Genomic DNA, 16,119 nt, shown 5'->3' on the forward strand with positions numbered 1-16,119 from the left:
TTTCTGATCAACGGATACAGGGGAGCCTGTCGTCCGGCGGTTAATTTTAAGTTTTTTTTAAGTATTTATTAAGGAGCTTTTAATCTATATCCTTTTTCTTTGCGCCAAAGATCTGATCAGGATAACAACAAAAGCCTTGTTATTTTTTAATGTAGTTAATTCAGACCCTTTGCGGTCTTCAATACTACCTACGTCATGAGGTACCTGGCAGTACTTTTTTCGGGATACATGCTGATGTAACATTTGTATCTATTCGGGCCACAAAGTTTCAAAAACAATAAAAAGCCCTTAAGTTTACAACAAATTATCTTCCGGGGCTATCTGATGTCCCCGGAGCAACAAACAACTATATGACTATTCTCACCTTTACACTCATCCTCCTTTTGGGTGCATTTGTAGCAGGACTCTTAGGTTCGCTGACAGGATTGGGGGGAGGGGTCGTCGTCATTCCATTGCTGACCCTCCTGTTCCACGTTGACATCCGTTACGCCATTGGGGCAGCACTACTGGCCTCAATAGCAACTTCTTCGGGTGCAGCCACCGCCTACGTCAAAGAAGGGATCACCAATATTCGGCTCGGGATGTTCCTGGAAATCGCAACCACAATTGGCGCTGTCATCGGTGCTGTTATCGCGATCTACATGCCCACCAATACCATTGCGATTATCTTTGGTGTGGTATTGATCTTTTCGGCTGCAATGACGGTGCGCAAGAAAAATGAACATGCACTATCCGGTGGTTCGGCTTTGGCCGAAAAGTTAAAACTGAACAGTACCTACCCCTCGGAAGGTAAGCTTGTTCCCTATAAACTGACCAATGTCGTCGGCGGCTTTTCATTGATGGGCGTTGCCGGGGTACTCTCGGGACTACTGGGCATTGGTTCAGGCTCCCTTAAAGTACTCGCCATGGACAGCATGATGAAAATTCCGTTTAAAGTAAGTACAACAACAAGTAATTTCATGATCGGCGTTACTGCCGCGGCTTCGGCTGTGGTTTACCTACAACGGGGCTATATGGACCCGGGCATCGCCTTTCCCGTGATTTTGGGTGTACTTTGTGGCGCTATTACAGGGTCAAAGCTTTTGAAACGAATGAACCCCAAGACCTTGCGCATTATTTTCGCTGTAGCCATCACATTGGTCGCACTCGAAATGATTTTCAATGGATTTCAACAAAAATTTTAAGCGGACAAGTCTTTAACGATTAACAATACGTTTCGTTCATGCCGTTGGCAATAAACATGAAAAAATAATTATTTGCAGATGAAACAGGTATTTTCAAAAAATTATTGGGGTGATAAAGATATCTCACTTTTGGTGGGGCAAATTTTACGCATAGGCGTTATCCTGGCCTCCTCTATACTGGCGATCGGTGGTATCTGGTATCTGGTAGTCCATGGACAGGATTCAGTACCCAACTACAGAGATTTTATCGGTGAGGGAAAATCCAATACCACCATCCATGGGATTATCATTGGGGTATTCAACAAAAATATTCCCCAAATTATACAACTTGGGGTTTTGCTCTTGATCTGTACACCTATTGTGCGGGTAATCGGCTCCCTCTTCGGTTTTATTATTGAAAAAGATAAGCTCTATATCATCATTACATTGATTGTATTGACCGTTATTGTCGGCAGTATATTGAGCGGAGTCAAGGGATAATTCAGCTAAGCAACAGCTGTTTATCGCTTGGCTCTGAGCCATGTGGACTTATCCAGGGCATATTCAAAATTCTTTCGTTCGGGCTCGTTGACGTAAGACACCATTTTCTCGGCCACCTTGCTCGCCCCCAAACGTTCTACCGCTTTTTGTGAACGGTAATTTTCGGCCCCTACGTGCAAATAAATCCTATCCACAAAATTAAAGGCAAAGTCAAACATCATTTCCTTGACCAAAGGGTTTATTCCTGCTCCCCAATAGGCTCTCGCATAAAAGGTAAAACCGACGAAAATAGACTTTTCAGCCTCATTCAAACCATAATACCGGGTGCTTCCTATGCATTGCCCGGTTGTATTATCTAAAATAAGGTAAGCCGCTTTGCTCTCCAGGGCCGCATCAAAAAATGCACGAAAGACACCCTCCTTCCAGCGGTCTTTATTAGGATGTTGTTCCCATATCAAAGGATCTTTCGCCACTTGATACAGGGCATCAAAATCGACCGGGTCAATCAATTTTAATACGACCTTATCATTCTCAAGTTTATTAGGTGCTACAAACTTCATTAGAACATGTTTAACGTTGGACCTCTACCAAAATTTAAAATTTCAATAAAAGATACCAATTATTGATGAAACCAAGTTGAATTACGTTTTCTTTATTCAAATATTACACCAAAATGTCCAAATTAATAGATACCTGAACCATCATATTGTTCATAATCAGCAAATGCCGCTGTTTCTTTCACCCTAAGCTTCGCCGCTAGGTTATTTTGCTTTAAAATTGGCTGAAATCAACGGTCGGATTAAAAGTAAAATTTTGTATTTTGCACCCTAATGGAACAATTCAAGGAATTTGTAAAAAAGCGTATCAATGTCAGCGAAGAAGAATTAGATGATATTATATCGCGTTATCATGTCAGAAAAATCAAGAAAAAGGATTACTTTTTAAGGGCCGGTGAAATCTGTCACTATGAAGCCTATGTCGTCAGTGGCCTGTTTAAATCATTCTATGTCACAGCCGATGGTATCGAGCATATTCTACAATTTGCCATTGAAGACTGGTGGGTCGGTGATATTGCGAGTTTCAATTATCAGGAACCGGCTCTGCAGAATATCCAGGCCCTGGAAGATTCGGTTGTCCTTACCTTATCGAAAACCGATAAAGATAAACTATACGAAGACCATCCGATCTATGAAAAGCTTTCCAGAATTATGGCCCAACGTGCACAAATCGCCTCCCAGCACCGTATCATATCAAGTATAGGTTTTACGGCCCAGGAACGCTACTTGGATTTTATCAAAAGATATCCTAAAATATACCCACGGATCTCGAATATGCAACTCGCCTCCTATCTCGGGGTCACACAGGAGTTTCTGAGCCGTTTAAAAAGACAAATTTTAAAACCCAATCGAAATTCTTGACCTACATCAATTTTTTCTATTTAAGATTATCCCACCTTTGCAAAAGCTTGTTCAAACAAACATTATGAACAATTAAACGTTTGATAAATAAACAAATAGAAAACAACATGAATAGAATTTTCCAATTTCTGGCAGTAGCAGTATTAATGGTTAATGTTGCTGTGGCACAAGTAAAATGGTCGGCAGACCCCGGGCATACCAACGCGAGATTTGATGTCAAACATCTTGGCATCAGCTTCGTTGATGGTCAGTTTACCAAAGTGGAGGGAACAGTGGAAACCGCAACCGCAACAAGTTTCAACAATGCAAAAGTAAATTTCTCCATTGATGTCAATAGCGTTGATACGCGCATTGAAGCACGTGACAATCATTTAAAAACGGATGATTTCTTTGCCGCGGAAAAGTTTCCAAAAATGACGTTAAAATCAGTTACCTTCAAAAATGCCAAGCTGAAAGGTAAATACATCATGGTAGCGGATCTGACCATCCGCGACGTAACGAAGAAAGTAACCTTCGATGTCACTCAAAATGGCGGTGTCATTACCGATCCTTGGGGAAAAACACGTGCGGGCTTTACAGCAAAAGCTAAAATTAACCGTCATGATTTTGGTATAAAATACAACGACAAATTACCTTCAGGTGTAGAAGCTGTTGCTTCCGATGTCGACATTATCGTCAATACTGAGTTGGTTTTGAACTAAGCAAAGTTTTTTAAATCACACAAACTAAAAGTGGCTACCCAAGATTTGGATAGCCACTTTTTTAAAGGTTTACTACTCCTCAGCCATAAGCTCGCCGCCCTCATTCTCGGGCGAATTTCTTTTTTACCTTACAGGCCTTTCAACATACCCCCATCCAGGGGAATATTAGTCCCCGTGAGATAATTAGCGTACTCTGAACAAATAAAGGCAACCAGATAACCATATTCCTCAGGTTTGCCTAGGCGTGCGGCCGGCACCTGTTTTAAGCGTAACTTTAGCGCTTCCTCATACGATATACCTAACCGCTGTGCATCCATATTAGTCAACGATTGAATCCTTTCGGTATCGAATAACCCTGTTAAAATACTATTGACTGTTACGCCATTTTTTGCGACATCATCCGAAAGCGATTTGCTCCAGCTGATCAATGCGGTACGGATGGTATTTGATAAAACAAGATTAGATACGGGCTCTTTTACAGTGGAAGAGGATACATTGATAATGCGTCCATAACCATTTGCCAACATATACGGCAATGCGCAAGAAGTCGTATAGCAATGATTCTGGAACAAAAGTTCAAAAGCATGCTGGTAGTCCGCTAGATTTTTCCGGTCGATGGTCCCCGCCTGTGGTCCGTTGGAATTATTGACCAGAATATCCACTTTATTTGACAGAAAATAGTCATCTATTTTCATCTTATAGGCTTCGTGATCATTATAGTCGACCCGGATATATTGGTGCCGCTGCCCTTTCGAGGTATCCAGACTGTCCAACGTATGCTTCAATTTCTCCTCGCTGCGTGATGCCAGGGTAACCGAAGCTCCACAGGATGCCAGCACTTGAGCAATGCCCGCGCCAATACCGGCAGAACTGGCGCCGATCAGAGCCTTTTTTCCAATTAAATTGATTTCCATCATATGTATTGTGCTATGTCGTTATCCGAGATTATTCATTGTATAAATCATTCAAAAAAACAGGCTAATGCCAACGAAGTCATTTAATCATTATCCTTCGCCCTGATCATGGCGATAAACAAATATACCGCAAAGACCCATGCCGACCCCAGACATATCCAGGCAAAAACAGGGATCCCCAGCCACTGAGGTTCAATACGTGCGACAATAACCATTCCCCCCAATAAGTTGAGCGACATAAACATAATACCGATCACAATCCGGTTTACCCCCTTACGGAGAATGGCATTGAACGAGCGTGCACTGATCAAGCGATGGTTAAGCGTAAAATTCCCTGTACGAAAAAGGCGTACCAAAGCGCGCATGTCTTCCGGCAGCTTTTCCACATCCCGGGCGAAGGATTCGACCTTATGTTTTCCTTTCTTAAAAATAGCTTCAGGCGAAAGCCGCTCCATCATAATCCGACGCGCAAAAGGCTTAATGCTTTCCATGATATTCAGATCAGGATAAAGCTGACGGCCTATACCTTCCATCAGCGAGATGCCACGCATAAGCTGATAGATATATTCTGGAAAATATAAACGATTATCACCGATGATTTTCCAGAGTTTATTGAACAGCAGATCGAGACTAAGATCACCCAGGGAAACATTATCGATCATATCAAATATTTCGTACAGGGAGCGTTCAAACTGATTTCGGTCAGGGATATGGCTCACGACAGCCACATCTTCAATAACGTCAGCGAGTCGAACTGCATCTTCGGAAATTGCAGACTGAATAAACTCTTCGAGCTGTCGTCGGTCAATTCCGAGCAATTTGCCCATGTTGCCGAAGTCCAGAAAGGCAATACGGCCATCTGGCATCACCATCATATTACCGGGGTGCGGGTCGCCATGAAAAAAACCATGGATAATCACCTGTTCCAGGTAAAGGTTGATCCCATTTTTCACTAAGGTTTCCACATCCATTCCTCGCCGTTTGATTTCTGCTACATCCGTCACTTTGAATCCTTCGAGGTATTCCATACAGAGCACGCGGTCGGTAGACAGATCAGGATAGACTCTGGGCACTTTGATCAGCTTGTTGCCTTTAAAATTCTTGGCGAAGCGTTCGATATTATGCCGTTCAATGACCAGGGACATTTCTTCCTGTAGGGTCATTGCAAAAGATTCGACAATCAACGACAGATTAAGATTCTCCAGAGCATCATTGTACATGGTCAGGATCTTGGCGATATCCCGCATGAGCGCAAGATCAACGCGCATGACCTCATCTATTCCAGGCCTGCGTACTTTTAAAACGACTTTTGTTCCGTCTTTTAAGGTTGCCCGATATACCTGCGCGATAGATGCTGCGGCAAAGGGATCGGCATCGATGGCCTGAAACTGTTCTGTAGTGTCTAATCCCAGTTCCTCAGCAAGATATTCTCGGATGTTGACTTCAAAAGGCGGCACATTGTCTTCCAGGCGTTTGAGTTCCTCGACCAAGTCTTTTGGGAGCAGTCCTTCGCGTGTGGAAGCAGACTGCCCCAACTTAATAAAGGCAGGCCCAAGCTCCTCCAAAGCCATTCGGATACGTGTATATACGCCAATCTCGTCAACATCAATATTACGTTCCAAACTCGCTCTTGGCCCTTTCCAGGGCAACCGGGCAATAGCATCCTTGAAACCATATTTTGCCAATATGCTTAATATCTGGGAACTTCGCTGTAACTTCTTGGTCGGATTGTACATCATGGACAAGGATTTTAGAAAACAAGATACGGAACAAAAACCTTACCTTTTTCGCTTCACGGTTTGCTGAAAGTAAAAATTCAGTTATCCAGTAGGTTCCGGCCGTCCAAAAACGAGCTATTCAGCTTCCATTTGATCCAAATTTTCTTTGATCTGTTTGACGTAATCCCCGTAATAGACACGGATCATAATTTCAGTGATCAGTACAATAATTAGGATAGAAATAATTGCAGACAAGATGATCCATAAAATAAAGTTGGGATCCTGCTGTAAAGTCTCCTTGAAGTGATATAATTTTTCAAACCAGGCGACTGCCCTATTTTGGCCAATCATAATGAGGTAGAGAAATAAGCCCTGGGGAATCATGACGTAAGCTACAATACGATAGGTCTCTACGGCGTATTTAAGGTCATAATACAACTTCAGGAGATGTTCACGGGACGCGAGCAGATCAATCTGTCTGGCACTTTTGATCAGATAATAGAATCTACGGTAGTAGAGGAGGCTTGACAGGGAGATCTGTACAATAAAAAAGTAATAAGCAAAAGCCGCATACCCGGAGATTTTATAGATAGGCAGCATAGGTACGGCAATCAGGAAAAACATGCAGACCACCCAGGAAATAAATTCACGTTTGATATTGCGCCTCAGTTTGGCCATGATATTGCTGACTTCCTTATAATGTTTAAGATTTGGATTTTGTAAATCCTCATCCATAGGCTGTTCTTGCCAAGATTTTTTTAATTCATCAAAATTCATAATTGTATTTTTTAATGATTTGTTGAATCCGCTCTTTGGTACGATTTAATTTAACCCGCGCATTCACTTCAGATATCCCTAAATGCGCGGCTATTTCACGGTGGCTCTGACCTTCCAGAAATAAAAAGATCAATGCTTTTTCCACCGCGTTTAATTCATGTACTGCCTGATAGAATATTTTTAACTGCTCATCTTTATCCGGATCATAGGACTCTTCCGCAAAATCATGACGTTCCTCGAGGCTATCGTAAATCTGCTGTTTCTTCTCTTTCTTTAAAAATACCATCGCGGTATTCAATGCGACACGGTACATCCAGGTCGAAAACTTACTTTGATGCTTAAACGAGGCGTAAGACTTCCAGAGCTGATATACAATTTCCTGATAAAGATCCTGCCGTCCCTCATGGTCATCCATATACATACGGCTCACCTTGACGATAATTCCTTTATTTTCGTCAATCAACCGAAGAAATTCTGTTTCCGAATGGGTCACTTGGTAAATTTTTCTTTTAAGATCTTTTCAGGTAATATGTATAGCAAACAAACAAAGTGTTACAGCTTAAGTTAAAAATATGTAAATTGTTCATAAAAAGGAGGCAAATCAGGATAATAATTATGGAAAATATATTTTACGAAGGCCAGGTTATCTGGGCACAAATTGATGCCAATAGACATATGCGCCATTCTGCTTATGCGGATATCTGTGCACAGGCACGGAGCAATATGTTAAATAAAATGGGGTTCTCGCTGGATAAGTTAGCCGAGTTTCAGATCGGACCGATTCTATTTAGGGAAGAGCTGATCTACTCCAAGGAAGTACATCTAGACGAATATGTACAGGTTAAGGTAGAACTGACCAGATACAATAAGACAAACAGCCGGTTTTCTTTTGTACATCAGGTCTATCGCAAGGATGGTGCACTGTGCTGTACCGTCAACGTCGACGGTGCCTGGCTTGATTTAAAACGACGAAAGCTGACCAAATTACCCGAAGAAATGGAACCCTATTTGGCCAAAGTACCACGCGCCGCGGGATATGAAGAGATTGGATAAAAAAATCCCCCGGAATCTAAATGCATTCCAGGGGATTAAAACATAAACTAAACCTAAAAACTATCTTATGAAGCATCCGTCGCCCAAGTCTGACGATGCGCGTTATATCAACTATTTTACTTCGATCAAACGTTTTGCAATGATCGCGTCTTCTTTCTTTCCGACAGTTAAGATCAGTATTCCACCTTCGTACGCTGCCTCAATATTACTATAGTCAACAGTTTCGGGTAAAGTGAATGATCTTGAAAACGAACTATAATTGAATTCTTTTTTGCTGTACAATTTTTCCTCACTTGTCTGTTCGTCTTTTTTCTCTGCTGAAATCGTGATCAAATTTTTATCCACATTGATTTTAAAATCTGACTTATCCAATCCAGGAGCGGCCATTTCGATCTTAAATGATTTTTCAGATTCCGAGATATTTACTGCAGGAACACGTGAAACCAAACGATCTGAAATAAAATTGTCGTTGAACAGATTGTCAAATACGGTATTCACAAATGGGTTTACTGCGTCGGTGTTTAAACTTTTCGTAGGGAATTTAATTAATGCCATTTTTTTGTCCTCCTATTTTTTTTATTTTTTTGTTTAAGCTTTATTTTCTAACTCTTTTGTAGGAGCTATTCAATTCACGTACCAGTCGCAAAATAAAGACAAAATGTCATTTTATCATAAAAATAAAAGACATATTGACATACCTAAATTAAAAGAGGCTTTAAAATCGAACGATTTTGTCGTCGGTACGGGCCATGTCCCACTATGCGTTATTCGTATTAACGTCACAGTGGACAAACTGTTTTCAGAAGAACTTAATTTGACAAAACATCAAAATAAGTAACGCCTTAGCTTTCCTGTCCCTGCTTTTCTTCATGTTCCAGCGCCGCAATCAGCAAAAATTTAACCGCATTATATGTATAATCTTTTGCTTCGGCATAGGAGATCCCATAGATGCGTGACACAAGCGGATCGTATTGCGGAAAAGGCAAAAACAACGTATCGTAATAAGTATCCAACTGTACCTGAGTCGGCAATTCAAAAGCCAGACGAAGCTGGAATCGCCTGACAATTGCCGTGTCCAGTATTTCGGGATGATTGGTTGCCGCAATCAGTACTGCTTCAGCCGGAAAATAGTCGATCAGCTGAATAATCGTATTCACGAGACGGCGCATCTCACCCACATCTTTCTCTTCACTGATGCGCGCTTTCCCGATCTGGTCAAACTCATCCAGAAACAGCACAGCTTTTTCACGACCTGCCTTATCAAACGCCTGTTTGATATGCTGCGAAGTTTCACCGATACGGGAGGAGATCAGGTTGCTCAAATTCAATACATAAATGGGCTTGTCGAGTGCTGTCGCCAGCGCTTTTGCCGTTGTCGTTTTTCCACAGCCCGAATAACCGTGCAATAGAATCTTATTGCTTACAGGCAGGCCATATTCCGAAAGTTGCCGGATATAACGATGTTCCTTGATCAGCTGCAAGAGTTTCTGGCGGCTATCTGCCGCTAAAAAAACATCTGCTAGCGCTATCTTTTCCTTATCGGCTATAACAAGATCGTAAATATTCATTTAATTAGATTGATACATTATACAATGGATCCGCAAAATTAAGCAAGCACTCCGAGCTTTCGCTGGTCCAGTTTGAGAAATTAATCTTTCAGGTATTTGAGACTTACCTCCGAAAAGGACAGATCTCCGCCGAAAGGTGGGTTTGATTTACGGATGACAACCACGATTGTTTCGGCATGTGATACAGCCATTCTAATCTGCTCCAGTATCTCTGCGGCGGCAGATTCCAGCAATTTCCGCCTGGGCTGCATCACCTTTGCTGTAATCTGGTACAGCTCTTCGTAGTTTAAGGTATTGCGTAAATCTTCGGTTTCCGTATTATGAAAAGGAAAACAGACATCAATGGACACAAAAAATTCATTACCGAGAATCTGCTCTTCTTCGTAATAGCCAATTGGCGCATAAAACCGCGCCTCTTTCAAGGATACTGTCTGTAAAATGGTTGCCATGCACAAACCTAAGCAAATTGTTCCAAATCAAAAAAAACAATAGCCTTAACGAATTCCATGATATCCAGCTTAAGCAAACATCCTGAATACGCCGACATAGGCGCAGGGATGTACCCTATTCTGAAATTATAATTGTATATAAAAACAAATTTTCCTAAGTTTAAATACAACAAAAACCAAACAGATGAACTTTTCTTTACCTTCGGCACTAACGATGGCGATCCTATGCGGTGCCAGCGCGGTCTATGCCCAAACGAATATGAAAGCCAGCGACACAGAATATTATACTCCTGTCCCGCCTACTGTCACGCTTGACAAAGGAATCCCGAGTGATGCCATTGTACTTTTTGACGGCAAGGATCTGAGTAAATGGAAAAGCGAAAAGGGAAAAGCAAATTGGACTGTCGCCAATAATACGCTTGAAGTAAAACCCGGAAGCGGAAATATAGAGACAACCGAGCATTTTACCGACTTTCAGCTCCATATTGAGTGGAAGAGTCCGGAACTGATCAAAGGTGAAGGACAGGGCCGTGGCAATAGTGGTATATTCCTGCAGGGCCTCTATGAAATCCAGGTCCTCGACAACAACAACAATCCAACCTATGTCAATGGCGGCGCCGGAAGCCTTTACAAACAACGCCCACCCTTGGCGCAGGTTATTGTGCCCGACAAATGGCATGTATACGACATCATCTACAAAGCGCCTCAGTTTAATAAAGACAGTTTACTGATCAGCAAAGGCACAGTCACTGTCCTTCACAACGGTGTCATCGTCCAAAACAACACCCAGATCGATGGCACTACGGAATACATCGGACTACCGAAACAGGTGAGCCATGGCCCGGGCCCTATTATCCTGCAAGATCATGGTGATCTGGTGCAGTTCAGAAACATCTGGCTCCGCAAATTATAGGCAAACGCAACAATTTCAGTTAGACAAGCAACAATTCTGTACTAGGTTTTATAGGGCTATTTACCTAATTTAGCCCTATAAAATTTAAAAGCAAATGCCATCATAGCGACAAAAAAACGCTTATGATCGGTACAGCATCATTAAAAATAAAATATTCTAATGAAAAGAATTGCGCTATTCTTCTTGTTGGCAAGCGCTCTAACCAGCCATGCCCAGCGAAACCTTAATTTGGAAGAAACGGTATTTGGACCGCGCATCTACGCACCAACATCTATTCCTGCCACTTCCTGGATCCCAAAATCAAACAGCTTCTCTTACCTCGATAAATCGTATCAAAACCTGTTCTCCAAAAGCGCGGAAAACAACTGGACTGAAACAAGCTTGCTGTCGAAAGCAGAACTTGAGGCAGCTTTAAAAGCCGCGATTCCAAACGAAACATTCCATTTGCAAATGTTTCCTTACGACTACAAATGGCGTGACGGTAATTCATTGTTGCTTCAGGTAAACGGAAAGGACAAGGTGTACACAGTAGTCTACAACGTCAAATCAAAAAGCGTCGAAAGTTTTATCGGAAACGATAGTCAGGGAGCAAACCGTGAATTGAGCGCAGATTTTTCAAAAATTGCTTATCTGCTCGACAACAACATTGCTATCGTTGACAAAAATGGAAAAGTGACTGCAGTTACCAATGACAGTGACAAAGGTATCGTCAATGGCAGCGATTATACCCACCGTCAGGAGTTTGGCATAAAAAAAGGAATGTGGTGGAATGCTCAAAATGACAAACTGCTCTATTATCGCAAAAACGAGACTATGGTTGCCAACTATCCGCTGCCACAGTGGAGTCCCAAAGTAGCGGAGATCAAATGGATAAAATACCCCATGACAGGACAGAAGTCGGAAGAGGTAACTTTAGTCATCTTTAATACAGTAACAGGGCAAAAGGTAACACTACAAACCGGAGATCACAGTGAGCAATACCTGACCTGCGTAACTTGGGATCCTTCAGGTAAATTTATTTATGTGGGTGTTCTTAATCGGGATCAAAATGACCTTAAGTTTAATAAATACAATGCCGAAAACGGCGCATTGGTCAAAACATTGTTTGAGGAAACTGCAACCACCTGGGTAGAACCGGAAAATCCGCTCACATTTTTACCTAACAAGCCAGACCAATTTCTTTACCAGTCCGACAAAGAGGGCTACAACCAGCTGTACCTCTACAATACAGAAGGAAAACTGATCAAAAAATTAGGTTATCAGGATATTGTACTGGACAATCTATTGGATTTTTCTGCGGATGGAAACAAAGTAAGCTATATCGGTGTCACCAATAATGGCATGGACCGTCAGCTATTTGAGGTAGACCTGAAATCCGGAAAAACGGTTCAGCTGACAAACGAACCCGGTATACACCAGGCTTCGCTGAGTGATGACGGAAAATATATCTATGATCAATATAGCGATCTGAAGACGCCGAACATGATCCAGATCAAAGCGGTCAAATCAGGCAAAGGAACGGTACTGGTCAAAGCTGACAATCCGTTCAGCGGAAAAATCAATAATCCAAAAATAGAATTTGTCCAGCTGACTTCGGCAGACGGCAAATACCCGTTGACCGGCCGCATTATCTATCCAAATGATTTTGATCCAGCCAAGAAATATCCGGTCATGTACTATTTGTACGGCGGTTCACATTCCCAACTGGTTTCCAACAAATGGCTGGGCGGTGCAGGCTACTTTGATCTCTATATGGCACAACAGGGATATATCGTATTTACCATGGACAATCGAGGCACCAATTACCGGGGCCGTGATTTTTATACCGCTACCCATCGTAACCTTGGTCAAAATGAAATGGCCGATCAACTAAAAGGAATTGAATTTCTGAAATCAAAATCCTTTGTCGATCAACAACGCATGGGCATCTTCGGTTGGAGCTTTGGCGGTTTTATGACCACCTCATTTATGTTGCACCATAACGACATTTTTAAAGCAGCAGTCGCTGGGGGGCCGGTTATCGACTGGAAGTTTTATGAGGTTATGTATGGTGAGCGCTATATGGACACACCACAGGAAAACCCTGAAGGATATAAATTGACGTCTTTACTAAATAAAGCGGATCAGCTGAAAGGACGTTTATTAATCATCCATGGCGCACAGGATCCGGTCGTTGTACAACAAAACAGCATGGAATTCCTGGAGTCATGCATTAAAGCCGGAAAACAGGTCGATTATTTCTTATACCCTACCCACGAACATAACGTAATGGGTAAGGACCGCATTCATATGTACGAGAAAATTGCCGATTATTTTAATCAGCATCTCAAAAAATAAGCGAGCATATCATTAAACATAAGGCGCCTTTCTTTCCGATCGGCGCCTTTGTATTTTTTCGGGACAATGTTTATCTTTAATTTACATTATTTTGTACCGTTCACTATCAACCAGATACACCAGCATTTGTAAATTTTGAAAAAACAGATCCCTTTTGCACTGATCCTGCTTCGCCTTTTTCTAGGCCTATTGCTCCTGGCATTCTATTGGTTTAAAATCGATTATTTTAAATACTACGCCATCACTTTTCTTGTGATCGGTCTCCTGAGCGACATCTTTGATGGCATAATCGCTCGAAAGTTGAACATTTCTACGCCCTCATTACGCCGATGGGATTCCAGTGTTGACCTTATTTTCTTTAGCTGCATTACGTTGGGAACATACCTAAGCTGCCCTTTATTTTTTAGGAATAACGCGACACTAATATTCGTTCTACTCGGTTTGGAGGCCTTGACCTATGTGGTTAGTTTCACAAAATTCAAAAAAGAAATTGCTACCCATTCTATCGGCGCCAAGTTGTGGACTTTGTTTCTATTTACGCTATTGATAGAACTGCTCCTACATTGCCAATCCACCTTTTTATTCCAGGTGACCATTTGGCTGGGCGTCATTACCCGACTGGAAATTATCGCCATTATCCTTATTCTGAAGAATTGGTCTAATGATATTCCTACTGTCTACCATGCCATTCAGTTACGCAAAGGAAAGACCATTCGCAAAAACAAACTATTCAATGGTTAATTTGGATACTGTTCCAATCCTTCAGAAAGGCTATACAGCGTCCAATGGTTTGCCTTAATGGCGCCAGATTCTGTCTGCATAGGAAATCTGGGCAAAGGCGAAACAATGAAAGAAAAGGGATACGATCGTAAATACAAGCTGTTTCATCATTAATTACCACTTGTTCTTTTGGATTGTAAATTTGTCGGCCAGGACATTTGTTTACCTGACTTATCGATGGGGAGCACAATTTTGTCGCGCGATACCAAGCCCGGCTCCTCGCAAGCGAGGTAAGTCAACACCGCGACGATAATCGCATTTTGCCGGACCTCATCAAAGACGATTTTATCGTAAGTATCCCGATTGGTATGCCAAGTTACCTTTCCATAATCCCAGGAGGTGGAAGAAAGACCAAAAGCCGGAATTCCTTTTTGGACAAAAGAAGAGTGGTCACTCCCACCGGTTCCGGGCATCCCCGGAAAACTAGTCTGGATTTCATTACGAAATTCTTCGGGCAGATACTGCAGCCACCGGCCAATGTATTCATAAGCTTTTTCAAAACCACTTCCAGCGACGCGCACAATACGTCCGGTTCCATTATCCTGGTTCCAAACCACCTGAATATTGTTAGCGATATCGGGATGATCTTCAACAAAAGCCGACGAACCATTCAGCCCCTGTTCTTCACTGCCCCAGTTGCCCACCAGGATGGTTCGTTTGTTGTCGGGGTACACTTTTCGTAAGATGCGAACAGCTTCCATCATCGTGATGACCCCTGTTGCATTGTCCGTCGCCCCCGAAGCTCCATCCCAGGAATCCAGGTGCGCCGACAGGACCACATATTCATTTGGTTTTTCTTTTCCCTTGATCTCAGCAATGCTGTTATACGTCTTTGCTGTTCCGAGTTCTCTGGATTTCCCCTGCAAAAGTATACGCGGTCTGACACCACGTTCAGCCATGCGATAAAGGAGGCCATAATCTTCCAAAGCGACATTAAACACCGGAATCTGTCTGGATTTTGCATCAAAAATGCGCGTAATCCCCGGTAGTTCGGTCCAATAGGAATCAATCACTCCTACAGCACCTACGGCTTCCAGGGCCAATGGCAGCGTACGTCGGGTGCTACCCGTATAGGACATGCTAAGCTCCCATTGCCTGAGCTGCTCACTTTTGAGCGCCTGATATTTTTCATAAGCTTTGGCAGAAGCCGATTCCTTCCAGTTGGCATCGGATCTACCTGAAATGGGATTCATTCCGATCAGGACAATTTTCCCTTTAACTGTCTTTAGCCAGGACTGAAAATCAGCTTGAGAACGAAACAGCGGCATCGCCAACACCTCAGCTTCCACACCTTTTTCTTTTGTCGTCGGACTAAAAGCCAGCTGTGTTCCTTCGAGCGATTTAATCCGTGGATAAGTCATGGTCACCTGGGAGGTTCCCCTTTCCCAGGAGCGCCATTCACCGTAGGCTTCATTACGTGCATCCGCACCCAGCGCGGTATACTGCTTGACGACCCAGTCATGTGCCTGCTGCATCTGCGGGCTTCCGACCAGACGGGGACCGATCATATCAACGAGTTCAAATGCATAGTTTTCGAGCTGCGAATTGACCTGAGCTTCCCGGACAATGGCAGCAACGACGGCATCTTTATTTTGCGCAAAAATAGCTGTGCTGCTCAACAGCAAAAATGCCAGTCCAAAAGACTTCAGATTTCTTTGTTTCGTATATTCTTTCATTCGTATGTTCGTTCAGCATCCTGTAGGTTCGGCAGGATTGGTTTTCGGAAATTTACAAAAGATAATTCAAAAAACATACGCATAGCGCTTGTTTATGTAAAAGCAACCCTTCAGCTACCTATACTTTTACGAAGCGGGGATCAGTCTTCGC

17 protein-coding genes are annotated in these 16,119 nt (G+C 42.6%); 8 read left to right on the forward strand and 9 right to left on the reverse strand.

The window, feature by feature from the left end:
* The first annotated feature begins 350 nt into the window (after positions 1–350).
* Together ABTV71_RS23690 and ABTV71_RS23695 are read left to right on the forward strand one after the other, a co-directional pair.
* On the forward strand, positions 351–1,184 hold the full coding sequence (locus ABTV71_RS23690; protein ID WP_108636901.1) for a sulfite exporter TauE/SafE family protein: 834 nt from the start codon (positions 351–353) through the stop codon (positions 1,182–1,184).
* Between the two features lie 78 nt (positions 1,185–1,262).
* Entirely contained in the window at positions 1,263–1,664 is a 402-nt protein-coding gene (locus tag ABTV71_RS23695) for a DUF1634 domain-containing protein (protein WP_433901317.1), read from the forward strand.
* 20 nt (positions 1,665–1,684) lie between these two features.
* Here ABTV71_RS23695 and ABTV71_RS23700 read toward each other — a convergent pair whose 3' ends face one another.
* Entirely contained in the window at positions 1,685–2,224 is a 540-nt protein-coding gene (locus ABTV71_RS23700) for a GNAT family N-acetyltransferase (protein ID WP_433901318.1), read from the reverse strand.
* A 270-nt stretch (positions 2,225–2,494) separates the two neighbouring features.
* Between ABTV71_RS23700 and ABTV71_RS23705 the strand changes: the two genes are divergently transcribed.
* Positions 2,495–3,082: a Crp/Fnr family transcriptional regulator gene (locus tag ABTV71_RS23705; RefSeq protein WP_121126722.1), complete on the forward strand. Its 588-nt coding sequence runs from the start codon at positions 2,495–2,497 to the stop codon at positions 3,080–3,082.
* Positions 3,083–3,189: 107 nt separating this feature from the next.
* Positions 3,190–3,783 carry a YceI family protein gene (locus ABTV71_RS23710; RefSeq protein WP_121126723.1) on the forward strand — a complete coding sequence of 198 codons (594 nt, stop codon included), beginning with the start codon at positions 3,190–3,192 and terminating at the stop codon, positions 3,781–3,783.
* Between the two features lie 128 nt (positions 3,784–3,911).
* Here the strand turns inward: ABTV71_RS23710 and ABTV71_RS23715 are convergent, their stop codons facing one another.
* The 4 genes from ABTV71_RS23715 to ABTV71_RS23730 all read right to left on the reverse strand — a co-directional run bounded on the left by ABTV71_RS23715 (position 3,912) and on the right by ABTV71_RS23730 (position 7,685).
* Positions 3,912–4,700, reverse strand: a complete 789-nt coding sequence (locus ABTV71_RS23715; protein WP_433901319.1) for an SDR family oxidoreductase — start codon at positions 4,698–4,700, stop codon at positions 3,912–3,914.
* A gap of 80 nt (positions 4,701–4,780) precedes the next feature.
* A complete protein-coding gene (locus tag ABTV71_RS23720) occupies positions 4,781–6,436 on the reverse strand; it encodes an ABC1 kinase family protein (protein WP_433901320.1) in 1,656 nt (551 codons plus the stop codon).
* A 114-nt stretch (positions 6,437–6,550) separates the two neighbouring features.
* On the reverse strand, positions 6,551–7,192 hold the full coding sequence (locus ABTV71_RS23725) for a hypothetical protein (protein ID WP_121126725.1): 642 nt from the start codon (positions 7,190–7,192) through the stop codon (positions 6,551–6,553).
* The gene (locus ABTV71_RS23730) at positions 7,182–7,685 is read right to left on the reverse strand and encodes an RNA polymerase sigma factor (RefSeq protein ID WP_121126726.1); all 504 of its coding nucleotides are present in this window, start codon (positions 7,683–7,685) and stop codon (positions 7,182–7,184) included. Before ABTV71_RS23730 ends, ABTV71_RS23725 begins: the two co-directional genes overlap by 11 nt.
* A 122-nt stretch (positions 7,686–7,807) precedes the next feature.
* Here ABTV71_RS23730 and ABTV71_RS23735 point away from each other — a divergent pair, with 122 nt between their 5' ends.
* Positions 7,808–8,245 carry an acyl-CoA thioesterase gene (locus ABTV71_RS23735; RefSeq protein ID WP_433901321.1) on the forward strand — a complete coding sequence of 146 codons (438 nt, stop codon included), beginning with the start codon at positions 7,808–7,810 and terminating at the stop codon, positions 8,243–8,245.
* A gap of 111 nt (positions 8,246–8,356) precedes the next feature.
* On the opposite strand, the gene ABTV71_RS23740 is transcribed toward ABTV71_RS23735, so the two are convergent.
* The 3 genes from ABTV71_RS23740 to ABTV71_RS23750 all read right to left on the reverse strand — a co-directional run bounded on the left by ABTV71_RS23740 (position 8,357) and on the right by ABTV71_RS23750 (position 10,262).
* The gene (locus tag ABTV71_RS23740; RefSeq protein WP_121126728.1) at positions 8,357–8,800 is read right to left on the reverse strand and encodes an Hsp20/alpha crystallin family protein; all 444 of its coding nucleotides are present in this window, start codon (positions 8,798–8,800) and stop codon (positions 8,357–8,359) included.
* A 287-nt stretch (positions 8,801–9,087) separates the two neighbouring features.
* The gene (locus tag ABTV71_RS23745) at positions 9,088–9,813 is read right to left on the reverse strand and encodes an AAA family ATPase (RefSeq protein WP_433901322.1); all 726 of its coding nucleotides are present in this window, start codon (positions 9,811–9,813) and stop codon (positions 9,088–9,090) included.
* An 80-nt stretch (positions 9,814–9,893) separates the two neighbouring features.
* Positions 9,894–10,262 (reverse strand): dihydroneopterin aldolase, encoded by a 369-nt coding sequence (locus tag ABTV71_RS23750; protein WP_121126730.1) that lies wholly within the window; start codon positions 10,260–10,262, stop codon positions 9,894–9,896.
* 184 nt (positions 10,263–10,446) lie between these two features.
* Here ABTV71_RS23750 and ABTV71_RS23755 point away from each other — a divergent pair, with 184 nt between their 5' ends.
* The 3 genes from ABTV71_RS23755 (at position 10,447) to ABTV71_RS23765 (ending at position 14,253) form a co-directional block, all read left to right on the forward strand.
* On the forward strand, positions 10,447–11,175 hold the full coding sequence (locus ABTV71_RS23755) for a 3-keto-disaccharide hydrolase (protein WP_121126731.1): 729 nt from the start codon (positions 10,447–10,449) through the stop codon (positions 11,173–11,175).
* Between the two features lie 159 nt (positions 11,176–11,334).
* A complete protein-coding gene (locus tag ABTV71_RS23760; protein WP_433901323.1) occupies positions 11,335–13,512 on the forward strand; it encodes a DPP IV N-terminal domain-containing protein in 2,178 nt (725 codons plus the stop codon).
* A 135-nt stretch (positions 13,513–13,647) separates the two neighbouring features.
* Positions 13,648–14,253: a CDP-alcohol phosphatidyltransferase family protein gene (locus ABTV71_RS23765; protein WP_245971446.1), complete on the forward strand. Its 606-nt coding sequence runs from the start codon at positions 13,648–13,650 to the stop codon at positions 14,251–14,253.
* A gap of 149 nt (positions 14,254–14,402) precedes the next feature.
* Here the strand turns inward: ABTV71_RS23765 and ABTV71_RS23770 are convergent, their stop codons facing one another.
* Positions 14,403–15,968 carry a M20/M25/M40 family metallo-hydrolase gene (locus ABTV71_RS23770; protein WP_433901324.1) on the reverse strand — a complete coding sequence of 522 codons (1,566 nt, stop codon included), beginning with the start codon at positions 15,966–15,968 and terminating at the stop codon, positions 14,403–14,405.
* Positions 15,969–16,119: the final 151 nt, after the last annotated feature.

This window comes from Sphingobacterium puteale (assembly GCF_050986225.1).
In the GTDB taxonomy this organism is placed as follows: domain Bacteria; phylum Bacteroidota; class Bacteroidia; order Sphingobacteriales; family Sphingobacteriaceae; genus Sphingobacterium; species Sphingobacterium puteale.